The organism is Vibrio sp. 661 (assembly GCF_033339315.1).
GTDB lineage: Bacteria > Pseudomonadota > Gammaproteobacteria > Enterobacterales > Vibrionaceae > Vibrio > Vibrio alginolyticus.
The window spans coordinates 318,989-334,059 of the sequence record NZ_JAWOUJ010000002.1 but is presented as its reverse complement, the minus strand read 5'-3'; the positions used below and the strand labels follow the sequence as shown (position 1 = coordinate 334,059).

At 43.0% G+C, this 15,071-nt stretch carries 13 protein-coding genes; 4 read left to right on the top strand and 9 right to left on the bottom strand.

All coding sequences use genetic code 11. The features are described 5' to 3' along the window. Positions 1-60: 60 nt before the first annotated feature. From luxQ to R7P69_RS05785, 5 genes are all read right to left on the bottom strand, one after another. Entirely contained in the window at positions 61-2,637 is a 2,577-nt protein-coding gene (gene luxQ / locus R7P69_RS05805) for a quorum-sensing autoinducer 2 sensor kinase/phosphatase LuxQ (RefSeq protein ID WP_017635176.1), read from the bottom strand. Continuing rightward, complete coding sequence (locus R7P69_RS05800) at positions 2,637-3,734, bottom strand: autoinducer 2-binding periplasmic protein LuxP (RefSeq protein ID WP_005385634.1); 1,098 nt, start codon at positions 3,732-3,734, stop codon at positions 2,637-2,639. The genes luxQ and R7P69_RS05800 overlap by 1 nt, the downstream gene beginning before the upstream one ends. 331 nt (positions 3,735-4,065) lie before the next feature. After that, positions 4,066-4,383: a GIY-YIG nuclease family protein gene (locus R7P69_RS05795; RefSeq protein ID WP_053349265.1), complete on the bottom strand. Its 318-nt coding sequence runs from the start codon at positions 4,381-4,383 to the stop codon at positions 4,066-4,068. Continuing rightward, entirely contained in the window at positions 4,380-5,030 is a 651-nt protein-coding gene (locus R7P69_RS05790) for a YceH family protein (protein WP_053349266.1), read from the bottom strand. Before R7P69_RS05790 ends, R7P69_RS05795 begins: the two co-directional genes overlap by 4 nt. Before the next feature lie 165 nt (positions 5,031-5,195). Continuing rightward, on the bottom strand, positions 5,196-5,420 hold the full coding sequence (locus tag R7P69_RS05785; protein WP_005385630.1) for a hypothetical protein: 225 nt from the start codon (positions 5,418-5,420) through the stop codon (positions 5,196-5,198). Positions 5,421-5,640: 220 nt separating this feature from the next. Between R7P69_RS05785 and R7P69_RS05780 the strand changes: the two genes are divergently transcribed. Continuing rightward, positions 5,641-5,955, top strand: coding sequence for a DUF496 family protein (locus tag R7P69_RS05780; protein ID WP_005373603.1), 315 nt, complete (start codon positions 5,641-5,643; stop codon positions 5,953-5,955). A 121-nt stretch (positions 5,956-6,076) separates the two neighbouring features. Continuing rightward, positions 6,077-7,420: an MATE family efflux transporter gene (locus R7P69_RS05775; RefSeq protein ID WP_025767935.1), complete on the top strand. Its 1,344-nt coding sequence runs from the start codon at positions 6,077-6,079 to the stop codon at positions 7,418-7,420. A gap of 68 nt (positions 7,421-7,488) precedes the next feature. On the opposite strand, the gene R7P69_RS05770 is transcribed toward R7P69_RS05775, so the two are convergent. Further along, positions 7,489-10,125: an ATP-binding protein gene (locus tag R7P69_RS05770; protein ID WP_238952740.1), complete on the bottom strand. Its 2,637-nt coding sequence runs from the start codon at positions 10,123-10,125 to the stop codon at positions 7,489-7,491. Between the two features lie 615 nt (positions 10,126-10,740). Between R7P69_RS05770 and R7P69_RS05765 the strand changes: the two genes are divergently transcribed. Both R7P69_RS05765 and R7P69_RS05760 read left to right on the top strand, forming a co-directional pair. Continuing rightward, complete coding sequence (locus tag R7P69_RS05765; protein ID WP_130546377.1) at positions 10,741-12,174, top strand: glyceraldehyde-3-phosphate dehydrogenase; 1,434 nt, start codon at positions 10,741-10,743, stop codon at positions 12,172-12,174. A 240-nt stretch (positions 12,175-12,414) separates the two neighbouring features. Next, positions 12,415-12,636: a hypothetical protein gene (locus R7P69_RS05760; RefSeq protein WP_005373607.1), complete on the top strand. Its 222-nt coding sequence runs from the start codon at positions 12,415-12,417 to the stop codon at positions 12,634-12,636. Positions 12,637-12,761: 125 nt separating this feature from the next. On the opposite strand, the gene R7P69_RS05755 is transcribed toward R7P69_RS05760, so the two are convergent. The 3 genes from R7P69_RS05755 to R7P69_RS05745 form a co-directional block, all read right to left on the bottom strand. Then, positions 12,762-13,091, bottom strand: a complete 330-nt coding sequence (locus R7P69_RS05755; RefSeq protein WP_238952741.1) for a hypothetical protein — start codon at positions 13,089-13,091, stop codon at positions 12,762-12,764. Between the two features lie 329 nt (positions 13,092-13,420). Then, positions 13,421-14,035, bottom strand: coding sequence for a LysE family translocator (locus R7P69_RS05750; protein ID WP_005373611.1), 615 nt, complete (start codon positions 14,033-14,035; stop codon positions 13,421-13,423). Positions 14,036-14,144: 109 nt separating this feature from the next. After that, positions 14,145-15,059 (bottom strand): LysR family transcriptional regulator, encoded by a 915-nt coding sequence (locus R7P69_RS05745; protein ID WP_017819875.1) that lies wholly within the window; start codon positions 15,057-15,059, stop codon positions 14,145-14,147. Positions 15,060-15,071: the final 12 nt, after the last annotated feature.

Here is a 15,071-nt window from a genome sequence, read left to right as displayed (position 1 = left end):
TCATGGTGTTGTGCTTTTCAGATAATGAATAATTGGGTTATCTCGTAGTGAGCCAATTCCTTATGTTCGCTCAACTAAGAACCGCTGCTTAAAATCCACAAATGCTTCATGGAGCGCATTTTCTTTAATCGGCTTGAGAAGCACGTAATTCGCACCCGATTCCATAAAGGCGTCACTGGTTTCTTTCGCGGTGTCAGCAGTACACGCATAAATTGGCGTGCCTAGTTTTAGCTTTTGTCGGATCTCTTTGGTCGTTTCAATTCCACCAAGATGCGGAAGTTGGTTGTCCATCAGTATCAAATCGTAAGTATGATCTTTTAAGAATTCCATTGCTTCTAACCCATCTTTCGCCCAATCAACCTGCATTTTGTACTTGTTACAAAACGCTTTTAGAATGAATGCGTTAGTATGGTTATCCTCTACCAACAACACTTTGAGACTCTCTGCAAATAGTTCACCTGGCTTAACTCGCAAACTCGAATCAAGAGGGGTGAGTACTCGCTCACGATCTTTCACTGGCATTGTAATGACAAAAGTCGTTCCTAAGCCTTTCTGACTGCGGACTTGAACATCACCTTCCAGCATGTCGACGAGGCTCTTCACAATGGTCAGCCCTAAGCCACTGCCGCCGTATTCTCGAGTCGTTGTTGCTTCTTCTTGAACAAAAGGTTCGAACATTTGGTCGAGTTTGTCAGACTCGATGCCGATACCTGTATCCGTAATTTCCACGACCAGCACACTATTGTCAGCGCCATAGAACTGCTCAAGTTCAGCATGCAAGCGCACGCTACCCGAGGGCGTAAACTTTACTGAGTTACTGACTAGGTTGAATAAAATTTGGTTCAGACGAACTTGGTCAGTAAAGATTTCAACATTGGGATCTATTTTGTTTTCAATGACAAGGTTGACGCCTTTACTTTCACAAATAGGACGATAAATGTTTTCTAACGTTCGAATTGTATCAGTGAAAGAAAACGGGTGCTTTTGGATATTAAACTTACCCTGCTCAATCTTCGAAAAGTCCAAAATATCATTCAAAACAGCAAGTAAGTGCTCACCACTATGTCGAAGTACGTCAATTTGGTTATTCTGCTCTTCTGTTTCCACAGAGTCTTTTAGCAATTGAGCAACCCCTAAAATTCCATTGATTGGCGTTCGGATCTCATGGCTCATTTTAGCCAGAAAGTCGGCACGGGCTTGAGCAGATTTTTCTGCTTCTTTGCGCGCCAAGTTACTCTGTTTTTCCGCCTCAATTAGCGTGGTAATATCCTGACCTTGAACAATAATACCGCTAATATCTCCATCAACTCGAATCGGCGATAAGTTCCAGCGATATACTTTGTCTCCAATTGGCACATTAACGCCTGTCAACGTAGCTCCCTGAGCCGCCATGCGAAGGTGTGGCATCAACTTTTCTTTGAAACCTTTGAACACTGGGTGCATGGTTTCAACATCGTTTTCCATGACTAACTCTTTGCGTGCTGCCGGATTGATTTGGACAAGTACACCCGATTCAGACCACACCATAATAGGTGATAACGCAAAGTTAAACAGGTCGCGGAAAGAGCGCTTTTGTGCTTCAAGCTCTTCAAAAGTGTTTTCTAGTGTCGAACCAATATGATCGAATTCCTCAATATCTGACCCCTCAAAACGCTCAAATCCTTTTTCTTCACGAGCCGAGCGGGTATATGCCATCAGGGATCCTAACTCTTCAACTACTCGATTCTCGATCCATTCTTTAGTCATTAGCGCAATCATGACCATACCGATAACTGAGGCTAGCATTGCTAGCAGGTGTTGGATTTGCAATGTCACCACGCTCTGATTGTCTTGCACAGTAAGCAAGCACAAGTCAGTCTCGGCGGCATTTACCTCAATAGGGGTTTTGATGATCAATAATTGGTCAAGCTTGTGCTGGGACTCTCGTCGTTTGAGTACGTCAAATATTTGATAAGCCTCATCTCCTACTAATGAGCTTGCCAATGGTGTGTTGTTAGCGACCAACACAACATTGTCGACGTTGCCTTCATTTTTTAACCTTTCCATCAACCCAAAGTTATTATCTAAAACAACAACATTGTAAGAGTACCCCATCACTTCACCGGTTTTAGGTTGTAAAACGGGTACGCGACGAAGTAACAGATGGCGAGTTCCCATCGGGGTCTGTGAGGGTAGATAATACCAGTTGTTGCTAAAGGTCACCTGACTGGCAAGTCGGCTAAGTATCAGGTTGTTGATGCCATAGAAATGCGCGTTGCCATCGTCCCAAATAATACCTTGATGATCGGTTAGGAAACGAAACTCCGGTGTATGGGAAGGATCACTCTGGTCAATACTCATGAAAAAGTAATTGAGTGCCTCTTCATCACGTTCTGTATAAAAATCCAATACAACATCACTTTTCGAATTGCTGTTGTGATGAATCTGAATCGCTGCAAAATGGCTATCAAAAATGTTCAGGATCAGGGCAGAGGTCTGCTGCTTGGTTCGGTCGACTTCCTGCCAAATAATCTGCTTCGAGAAGTAATAACTCTGAACAAAGATGCCTAGAATGATCGGAGCAAGTACGAGAATAATTATTTTGGTAATAAGCGTCGACAGTGAGCGACGCTTTCTTGTTTTTGATGTAGTTGTCATCAATTATCTGAGTATCTAAATGCACGTTTTCTTAATGCTTCAATTCTTTCTGGAGAGTCCGATTTGGTAACGACTTCAAAATCACCAGAGTAAACGGTGGGAACTGGCTTTCCTTCTAGATCCCACTTAATGGCCTCAGCCATTGCAATACCTGTATCATCGTTCATACGCATAACGGTAACGTCTAACTCCCCTTTAGAAAGCGCCTCTAACTCTGCTGAACCGCCGCCCCAACCATTGATCATGACATCGTCACGACCTAACTCTTTAAGAGCGTCAACAGCACCTAATGCTACATCGGTAGAACACGCGTAAATGAAATCAACGTCCGGATACTTCTCCAAACTGGCTTTTGCAGCTTCATACCCAGATTGCTTTGTTGCTTTGGTGTAGTAAGCAGATTGTAGTTCAAACTGGTTATCGCGGTTCACTTGGTTGATAAAAGTGTTGCCTCTGATGTCACTAATGTAGCCCTCCGAGAAATAGAGAACACTATAGTGGCTATGTTTAGGGAAACGCTTGCCAAACTCAACGGCCAACTCACGACTTCCTTCTGCGTGGTCGAAACCAACATAAAGAAACGGCTGATGATGTTCCCAATCCCTGACAGGTGTGGTGATATTTTGTAAAATTAACTTGGTTTTCTTTGAATCTAAGACATGCTCAACAAACTTACGATGTCTTGTGGTATCTAGAGTAAAGATCAAGTAATCGGAGTTGCTTTTCAGCGCCTCCATTAAAGACAAACTTTGCTGCTTTATATCTGCATTAGGACGAGTAAACACTTGATTTAGCTGATAGTCGATATCAAGCTTATCTAGGCGTTTTTCAAACGCGTCGATGTTTCGAATCCAATAATCAGAGATCTGCTGCCCTGGATAAACAACAGAAATTTTCAGTGGACGCTTCTTGTCTTTTGCTACGGGTACAGGGGTTTCTCTTACCACTTCAGCCAACGCACTAGTTAGCTGCTTCTGTTGTGGAAACTGGTCTAAAAACTCTTGATATGCCCAATACCCATTAAGAACTTGGGTGGCCTGCACATTCGGCGCAAAAGCGGCCATTGAAATCAGGGAGAATACTAACGCTTTTTTCATCTACTGCTCTTTTAGCTTTTTTATGAGCCTAATTCAGCTCTATTCATTACCTAGCCGAGTCATCCTATACTCTTGTAATCTACCTTCCTCTTAGTGCCTGTTTCAATAGTAAATTAGTTCTTGGTCTGAGTGGATGCAAATGAAAGTACATTGAGTCGCTTCCTTTGTCTCGATGACGCAAAGACATTTCGCGCTTTTCATATTCAGGCCCTTTAAACAGAACACCAGCCCATTATGCGTCAGTTTATTCCTACATGGTACTCCAAAAACAAAAAGAAACCGCCAATGTGACATAGGCGGTTTCCGTGTATCTTTGCGTAGCAAGGGCTTATCAGAGTGCCACTATCTCTAACATCATTTGTTGATGTTCGTCGACGACAATATTTGCTTTTGACATAACGAGCAGCTCTTTTTTCGCTTTAGTTAGTTGCTTAATATAGTACTCTGCTCGCATGGCAAGCGTCTTTGACTCAAAATCCGATGACCATTCCAATATCAAAGGGCCTTTTCCCTTCAAAGCTTTCGCTCCTTTTCCGGTTTGGTGCTGATTGAATCTTCGTTCAACATCATTGGTAACACCACAATACAACGCGTTGCGGTTATTTCGTATCAGGTAGACACTCCAACGCTGCGTTGTATTTTCCATCATGAAAGCAGTGACTCAACCTTAGCTTTTAATTCATCCAGCTCTTCTTTCAGCTGAGCGACTTCGAGCTCTAGCTGACTTACTCGATCGGAGCTCGATCTTGCAGCAGACACAGGCGCTGCAAGTTCGGACGCATCAACATCACCACAGAACAAATGCATATAACGCGACTCCCGCTTACCAGCCTCACGTGGTAATTTGACCACTAATGGTCCTTTCTCTTCGCTTGCTAAATGCTCAAGGACCGTTTCCACTTCTTTTACATCATGAAATGTCGCGAGACGATTAGTACGAGTACGAATTTCCCCAGGTGTTTGAGCACCGCGCAAAAGCATACAGCATACAATGCCTTTCTCCTGCTCTGTCAGCTTTAAATCACCAAATTCCGTATTACAGAAACGGTGTTGATACTTGCTGACGCGGCTGTTGAACGCACTTTCGTCACTGACGAGCCTGCGCTCAATAAGAGCATCAACGGCATCGAGAACGTCTGACTCAGAGAGTGACATCACGGGATCACGGTTGCTTTTTTGATTACACGCGTTGGTTAATGCGTTTAGGCTGAGGGGGTAAAGATCTGGGGTAGTGACTTCTTTTTCGATCAAGCAACCAATAACTCGTGCTTCAATTGCCGTTAGCTCAACTTTCATAATGCATTTCCTTATTATTTTTGCATTTGACTTTGTACCTAAATCGCTTCGAAATCATACTCCATAAATTCACACAGCAGTGCAAGAAGCGTTAGCGGTTCAGGTGTTGGTGTCAGGCTAAAGCATAGCGTAAGACCTGACACCCCTTACGAATAGGGTCAGGTATCAATGCTCCGAGAGAATCGGCACTCTCGTCAAATTGCCATCTTGGTCGACCATCATTATTTTTGAACGATTAAGCTCAACTTCGATGATTTCGAGTTGCTCACGGGCGTTGATATACGCCGTTTTTAACTTTTCAGCCACAGAGCGAGTGACTTGCTCATTATCTTGACTATTTACTTGCTCCGCAGTGTTACCAGAGTCCATATCAAGTTCATCATTTTGCATTCAATGGTGTTGATAATATAGTGAAGGCCACGTTATGACAATTAATCGATGGATTCTACGATGTTGGCCAAAACTCGAAGAAAGCAGCACGATTATATGGACACAGCGCAATTGGTTGAGAAATGTTCAACTCTGCATTGCTATTGATCTAAAGACTGTTATGCCACTGGATGTTGTGCTTTAATCGAGGAAGATATTCATAAAATTAGGAAAGAGAACTATGAGTAGCGTATTTGAAATCGTTAACCAAGCTCGTCGTAAAAACAAACTAAAACGTGAGCTTCTTGATAACGAGAAGAAAGTTCGTGATAACCGTAAACGTGTTGATCTTCTAGAAAACCTTCTAGACTACATCAAACCAGAAATGACTCACGATGAAATCGTCGCAATCATCAAAAATATGAAAGCAGACTATGAAGATCGTGTTGATGACCACATCATTAAAAGCGCTGAGATCTCTAAAGCACGTCGTGACATCAGCCGTCGCATTCGTGAGCTGACTGAAGAAGACAAGCAAACTAGCGGCAAAAAATAAACGCGTAAGCTAGATTTTCGAACCCCGAGCAAGAATATCTTCCTCGGGGTTTATTTTTGTCTCTAAACTAACCGCCGTGTACAATCAATCTAACTCTTATTCCTAACGCATTCAGCTTTCTATGTCTTCAACTACGACAAGTACACAACCAACGCTTGCAAAACAATTATTTACGATGACCTGGCCAATGCTTTTTGGCGTTCTGTCTTTAATGAGCTTTCAGCTTGTGGATAGCGCGTTTATCGGTCAGCTCGGCGTTTTACCGTTAGCCGCTCAAGGTTTCACTCTGCCTTTGCAAATGGTCATTATCGGCATTCAAGTCGGTCTAGGGATCGCAACGACAGCGGTCATTTCTAAAGCTCTTGGGGCGAATGAAAGTCGGTATGCCAAACAACTTGGCGGATTAGTATTGATGATCGGCTCAATTGGTGTCGCTATTTTTGGCGGGCTAATTTGGCTTTTGCGCTACCCCATTTTAGCTCTATTAAGCGCTCCAGAATCTGTTATGCCGATAATCGACAGTTACTGGCCTTGGTGGTTATTAAGCTCATGGACTGGTGCGGTTTTGTATTTTTATTACAGTATCTGCCGAGCTAATGGCAATACAATGTTACCTGGCACAATGATGATGATAACCAGCGGCGTGAACCTTGTGCTCGACCCGCTATTTATTTTCACGTTTGACTTGGGTATTAACGGAGCGGCAATAGCAACCATCGTCGCTTTTGGGTTTGGTATTTTAGTCGTCGCTCCTCGCGTGAAAAAGAATCACTGGGCAACGACACAATGGCAAGATCTTAACGTAGCCAAAAGTGTTGCATCTATCGGTAACATTATGGGCCCTGCGATGATTAGCCAACTGCTGCCACCGTTGTCTTCCATGCTAGCAACAAAATTATTGGCAAGCTTTGGAACCGCAGCAGTCGCCGCTTGGGCGCTTGGTTCACGCTATGAGTTCTTTGCTATCGTTTCGGTCTTGGCGCTGACAATGTCTATGCCTCCAATGGTTGGACGCTTACTTGGAGCAAAGAACTATGAAGATATCCAAAGGCTCGTCAGTATTGCCGTAAAATTCATTCTAGGTTTCCAACTTTTGATTGCTGCCATTACATTTGCCGTCGCAAATCCACTCGCATTATTGATGACAAGTGATGTGCAAGTGGAGCAAGTCTTGGAAATGCATTTACTGATAGTGCCGATCAGTTTGGGTTCATTAGGGGTTTGTATGCTAATGGTTTCTCTTTGTAATGCATTAGGCAAATCTTACACCGCGCTCACTATTTCAGCGCTGCGCTTGTTTGTCTTTTTCCTACCGTGCTTGTGGGTTGGCGCTCAAATGGATGGAATCCGAGGTTTACTCTTAGGCGCTTGTATCGGCAACCTGTTAGCTGGTGTTTCCGCATACCTAACCTATCGCCAAACCATACGCAAACTCGCAGGCGCTCAAGCCAACGCACAACAATGAATAATCAGAACTAAGCCCCTGAAGTGGGGCTTTATCGTTTTGAGGCCTTGTCTAAGTTGAAATGTTAGCTAGGCGAGTTTTAATTCACTAAAGAGCTCAAATAACTGGTTCGATTTATACGGCTTAGGTAAATAAGCATCCATGCCTGCCGCAAAACAGTTGTGGATGTCTTCTTCCAAAACACTCGCAGTGAGTGCGATAATCATCGTTTTTTCACGTCCTGCTTTCTTTTCCCAACGACGAATTTCTTTCGTCGCGGTCAGTCCATCCATCACGGGCATCATGCAGTCCATTAAAATTGCATCGAATTCTTCTCCCTTTGTGATGGCTTCTAACGCTTCTTGACCGTTGCTTGTTATCAAATAGTCATAACCTGCTTTATCCAGAAAAAAACTCGCTATTTTCTGGTTCATCAAATTATCCTCCGCAATTAAGATCCTCCGATGAGAGCGCGACGCTCGATATTCAGAGCTGACAACATTATTGGTGACATTGTCACTTGATATAGTCTTTTCAACCTTAGCTAAATCATCAATGACATGCTTAAATCGATTGCCAAGGAAAGGTAATGTGAGTACGGCATGTACTTTTTCTGCATTTTCGTAGGGAGTGGATAAATGATGCTGGCAAATAATCACACGGCGAAGATCGTAATTAAATGATAGATTATCCAAGACTTCATCGGTATTAGCGTCGTTACTGTGGCACAGAAATATGACATCAAAGTCATCATTTATCGCTTGCACTTCATTCACATTATTAACGCCAAAGAGATTGATTTTCGCTAAGCGACACTCTTTTAATATTTGGTCGGCGTAGTCGTAATTTGAGCAGATCAAAAGCCCTTTATTAATCACCTCCGAACGCCAGCCAAACACCGGAATTGCTTCAACCTCAATCGAGAATTCAAAGCATGTGCCCACTCCTTTTGTAGATGTTGCTACGAGCTTGCCCCCCATCATCGACACAAGCTGACAACAAATTGCCAAACCCAACCCTGTGCCGCCAAATTGCCTCGACACTCCTTCATCTTCCTGAGTAAAGGGTTCAAAAATCGTGGTTAACTTATCTTGATCAATGCCTATTCCGGTATCTTCTACTTTAAACGTCAGCACTCCACGTTCTTTCTCAAGTAACTCCTCATAACTAACATCAACGCATACATGCCCACCTTCGGTAAACTTAACCGCATTCGATACCAGATTCGTAACTACCTGTTTGACACGATGATCATCGACCATCACGCGAATGGGGATATTTTCAGCTAAATTAATACCTAACTTTAGCTGTTTAGATGTTGCTTTGGATTGGAATAAAATCATCGACTGATACACGACTTCTCGGATATCCGCTTCTACTAGTGACAGCTCCAATCGTCCAGACTCGATTTTAGAGAGATCCAATATATCGTTAAGTAAAGTAAGCAGTGTTTGAGATGAAGAGTCAATGTCATCAACAACTTCTTGTTGATGCGAAGACAACTCACTTTGAGAGAGTATTTCTGTCATGCCCATGATCCCGTTAAGGGGCGTGCGTATTTCATGTGACATGTTGGCAAGAAACACAGATTTTGCACGATTAGCCGATACTGCTGACTCTTTTGCATGCAGTATTTCTTCAGTTTGTCTCTGCATTTCTTCAACCACTCGATTCACTTGCTGAGCAAAAATGGTCAGTTCATCACTTCCATCAACTTTGACTTTTGTTTGCTTCTCTTCGGAGTTGATCAACGCGTTTAAAGTATGAATGATCGCATCGAGTTTGCTGTTAACTCGGAACCAAGTACTAAATCCGAGCCAACAAAGCAGGATAACCACTAAGGCGACGCCAAAACTGATCATCGCTATATTGGCCTTTTGTTCATGAACCTGCGTGAGAAGCGACTGCTCAGTTTGTTTGGTGAACCCATCAATGAGCACTTGTAAGCGCTGCACACGAAAATCGAGTTCTTTTAAATACGCGGCGTAGTCACTTTGTGACATGTCTCCTGACATTAATTGTCCGCGAGACGCCAAGTTTCTCTGATATCTCGGCGAAGTAAACAAGCCAAGCAATTTATCCACTTGCTCGTATGACCCACCTAAGTTTAAAAACGCATCCAAATTTTGCTGCTGTCGGTCAATCGCCTGATAAAACATACTTTGACTTAGCCGACTCTCAGGGTCTTGGACTAAACGGTTCGTCAGCCAAGCTTCTTTCTGTGTCCAAAAAGAGAGCTGAGCAAGGTAGGCAATAAAATTTTGCATGCGAATGCCGTCGTCACTGCCATACCATTGATGATTTTGCAACAAAGAGCGCGACATATTTTGGAGCTGTTGAAATGCCCAATCACCCAGGTCGTCCATCTCACTCAATCTACCTGACAATACCCCCAGCATGGCTTCTTTCAGTTCATCAGCATACTCAGCAGTATTAGGGTTACTCACAAACTTTTGATGCAAAGAAGAAATAACTTCACCTTGTTCTTCAATATTAATGGCTGCAGAGACTTGAAGATCAGGCTGTCGGCGTACTTTCTCTATGGAGTAAATAAAGTGGGAGGCCTTGGATATCAATTGGAAACCTTGAATATTGCTAACCGTTTGATTGAGACGGCTCACGCGCAACGCATTATCAGAAAACTGCTGAACTGCAAATACCACGATTACCACAGCGGGTAATAGTGCGAGGAGTGCTAAGCGTGTTTTTATTGATAATCTCAACATCCATCAGCCTAATGGTTGATTTCATCCGTTTATTTAATATTAGACTAGTTTCCCGCATTGAAAGGCATATACGACATTGTTACTTTCAAACAACATTCACCTACCTAGATTATGGTTATTGTGAGTGTTTTATCATCGGCTAATGAAGTGGCAATTGTGATTCAAGTCATATTTTTTGATCTTAAAGTTGGATGCAAACAATAAAGTTTCACTCACAACTAAGAGTCGCCTCACTTTTCAGGAAATCATCTATTGTATGTTTACCTATTGAGTTGCCTTATCGAGGCAAATCACACAAAAATGCAAAATATCCATTTTTGTCAACAAAACTAATTTGAAAGCAAACGTTATCATCGCAAAAAAAGTAAGTTACTTTCTAAATGTCAATACGTGAAAACCACTGCTTTAGTCACATTAATCCACCACTAACGTCCCCTTAAGTAGTGTTTTACACTGGATTTAATTTTCCTAGCAGAATAAGGACTCCGACCTTAGAATCCGCACACATAACTATTACAACCCGATTACATAACCCACCACACTCTTGCACGCTGCCGAAGAGGCAACAGCAGAGAGTATGGTTAGCCCCCAAAACGTGAAAGGTCTAATACAACAATGAGTCCAGAGAAATATCTCCAAGACTGGCAAACTAGCCAAACGATTGCTGAATCTATTTCCCCTCTAATTGGTAAGCTATATCGTCAAAAAGGAATCGAAGTGGTTCTGTTTGGTAAAACGCTTATTAATGCTACTACTATAGACATTCTCAAAACTCATCGCGTTGCAAGACGTTATACCGGTAACCCACTTTCGCTTGAGCACACGATGCCTATTATTCAAGCGCTTTGTGAAATGAGCATTTCTTCATGCCGTGTCGATGTTGGCCAATTGGCAACTATGTACTGGAATGAACATGACGATACAAGCTCTCTAAACGATTTCCTTATCACTGCACTTGATGGCGCTCGCGACGCAGATTCTTCATTGAAAGCGCGTGATGTGGTTCTTTACGGGTTCGGTCGCATTGGTCGACTACTTACTCGCCTTCTCATTGAGAAAAGTGGTCCAGGTTACCCACTAAGACTACGTGCGATTGTGGTTCGTGGCGGTAAAAAAGGCGATTTGGAGAAGCGTGCTAGCTTGCTGCGTCGTGACTCAGTTCACGGTCAGTTCAACGGTAGCATTGTTATCGATGAAGAGCGTAAAGCACTGATCGTTAACGGCAACTACATCCAAATCATCTACGCAAATAACCCAAGCGAAGTGGATTACTCAGCTTTCGGTATCAATAACGCGCTAGTTGTTGATAACACAGGTGTTTGGCGTGATTCTGAAGGCCTGAGCCAACACTTAGCGTGTCAAGGCGCAGAGAAAGTACTGCTAACAGCACCAGGTAAAGGTGACATCAAAAACGTTGTATTCGGTGTAAATGAGTCGGTAATTAAAGAAGATGACACCATCATCTCTGCGGCAAGCTGTACAACAAATGCAATCACGCCAGTCCTTAAGGCTCTGAACGATAAATATGGTGTTCTTTCTGGCCATATTGAAACCGTGCACTCATACACAAACGACCAAAATTTGATCGACAACTTCCACTCTGGTGACCGTCGCGGACGTAGTGCTTCACTAAACATGGTTCTGACTTCAACAGGTGCGGCAAAAGCAGTTGCTAAAGCATTGCCAGAGCTTGCAGGCAAGCTAACAGGCAACGCGATTCGCGTACCGACACCAAACGTATCTATGGCAGTCGCTAATCTAAACTTAGGTGAAAACGTAGACCGTGATTCATTGAACGATTACTTGCGTGAAATGGCGTTGAACTCTGAGCTTTCGGCACAGATTGACTACACCGATTCAACAGAAATTGTATCAACTGACTTAGTTGGTTCTCGTCATGCAGGCGTCGTAGATGGTCAAGCGACTATCGCACAAGACAAGCGTTGTGTACTTTACATCTGGTACGACAACGAATTCGGTTACAGCTGCCAAGTTGTGCACTGTATGGAACAAATGATGGGTGTTCGTTACCAAACATTCCCTCGATAGGTGAACTTTGCTCCACAACGTTAACCACATAGCGTAGCGGACAATATCTCATATTTGTTCTAAATAATAAGCGCCATGCGCATTACTAATATTTTTCCCCGTTTATACGCCTGATCACCCTCAGGCGTTTTTTCGTTTCATTCATTTGACACTCTCCGGACAAAGTGAACGTCAGCATTCATGTTTTGTTCATGTTCACAGCATTAATCTGAGCACATAAATTACAGAGAGGTCATGATTATGAATCGGATTATTGTAACTGCACTAGCACTGATTACCGGCTTTTTTACGTTAGTATTTAGCTTGATCATTGCGATTCCGTTGACCATCGCAGCATTAATTACCGGTAAACGTATTGAAAAGCGCGTCAAGAAAATGCAGAGAGAAATGCACGAAGAGTATGAGTTTAATACAGGTAAAGCAGATGCGATTGAAGGTGAATTTGAAGAGGTTCGCCGGTAAGTAAATAAGATTTAGATGAGTTTCTCTCCCCCGACCGCTCCTGAGAAACTTCTTGCTTTCACCCTGTCCTTAAAATGGCAGGGTGCTTTTTTGAAAAGCACAATATTGAATAAGCACCTAGCGGTTTATTGCTTTATCTTTTTGTTGTAGGAGGCTGTGTAACCAGCCTCCCATAAATCACCATCGACACCAGAGTATGGGTTGGATTCTTTCGGAGCGCCGCTTAGGCAAGCATCTTTGCCTTCCTTCTTAATTTCATCGATGTGATTTAAAACAAAGTCAAAGTGTTTAGGATCAGCCTTTTTTAGTAACCCGTACAAAAGGCCAAAGCCAAGCATCGTAAATACAAACAGTTCAAAAAACACCCAAATGCTCTTTGTTGAAAAGAATATCCAGGCAACGCTGCAAACACTGGTCAAAATTACTACTGGAGCTAAATCTACTATTCTTTGCATATTGCTCTCACCTTCTAAACGGTCATGAAGTCTCTACCCCTTTCATAGGGTAAGTAAGAGGAAAGTCCGTTTTTATCCAATAAAGCACTCTCGACTTAATATGCGACACTGTTAGTATTAACGTTAAGTGGCTATCGTTCTCATTATAACAATGCGTTGGAAAGTAGCTTTCACAGCAAATGAGAATATGAACCAAAGTAACACTATTGATAATATTAATTTTAGCAACATTTAGCGTCAGAATTACGTAAATTGTGTAAGGGTTACTGAGAGTAGACAAAAAAGCAGCCACACGGGCTGCTTTTAGTATTTCTGTCTTGCGAGCTTGTCTATACCGTTACGACCACTCTAAGAGCCAGCAGCATGAGTACTACTCCTGACAAACGATCAATCAACACTGCCTTAGAGCGAATTCTGTCAACGACTTTAGAGCTCGATAGCACTAGGGTAATAAAGGTGTACCAAAGCCCATCCACAACAAACGGCGTGGCAACAATGATCATCTGATTACTCAAATCATTACCGAGCGCGACAAACTGACTGAATAATGCGATAAAAAACAAAGCAATTTTGGGACTTAAAATCGAGATAAAAAAGCCTTCTCGCGCAGACTGGATTACCGTTGTTTCCTCACCTGACTCCAACTTCGCAGCCACACCACCTTTTGAACGCAAAGCATTAAACCCTAAATACGCAAGATATGCCGCACCCACAAGGCTAATCGTCTTGAACAGCATCGGGCTTTGCTGCAAAACAACAGCGAGCCCAATCAAGGTAATAAACGCATATATACCAATGCCAAACGCATGAGCCCAAGCCGTAGCTAATCCATTGATACGTCCACCAGCCAACGAGTGCTTAGCGACAATAGCTAAGCTGGGACCTGGTGACATAGCCCCTAATAAACACACGGTAAAAAGTGATAACCAAACTGTTAGTGTCATAAGAATCTCCCCTCTTTGACGCTCACTCTATCAACGGAAGAGGTATAATTAGAAATCAAAGTTATTCATACTAATCATGACTTCAAGTCATGGCTAAACGGTGTACGTATTAGCGAATGGAATATTCAGAGATTTGCATTACTGAGCGAATCTCTTCTCGCACCCATTTATGCGCAGGATCCGTGTCGTATTTGGGGTGCCACATTAACCAATATTGATGAATAGGTGTTTCGAGTGGTAATGCTTTATGGGTTAAGTCCCAATGCTTAGCGAGGTTAACGGCAATATGTTCAGGAGCCACCATCAGGTGCTCACTTGCAACTAAGCGATTGATCGCAGCAGAGAAGAATGGAACCTTAAAGGTAACGTGGCGGGTGTGCCCTAGCTCTTTCAATGCTAAATCAGTGTAGGAATCTTTGTCTCCGCCGCCAGTCACTTTGATGTGTGAATATGAAATCAAGTCTTCAATACTGATCTGGTCCTGCTTTGCTAACGGATGAGAAGATTTCATCAAACAAACTGATGAATCCTCACCAATTTTAACGCTCGACACACTCTGTGGTTTTTCTGGATACATAGAAGACGCGATATGGATGCCCGTCTCATGAAGTTTATCAAGAAAGTTGGGTTGCCACAGTCGGTACGCCATATCTAACTGTGGCGCTTGTTCACCCAAGTGAGAGGCAATATCGGGCAATACGTATTGCGCCACGTAGTCACTAGAAGCAATAACAAGCTCACCTTGCCACTGCCGCGGCTCAAAAGGTTGGTCATCGAGTAAATGGTCAAACTCAGCCAGTAATGCATCAAGCTTTGATTTTAACGCTATTGCTCGTGGCGTTGGTATCAGTTGATTACCTTGACGAATAAGCAGTGGGTCACCACACAGATCGCGCAATTGTGCAAGCTGTCGACTGACGGCAGACTGCGTAATGTGCAAACGGTCTGCGGTCCGGCTGACATGACACTCCTCTAAAAGTACATGCAAGGATCTAAGTAGATTCAAATTAATGTTGTTTAACATATTCGCTCAGAA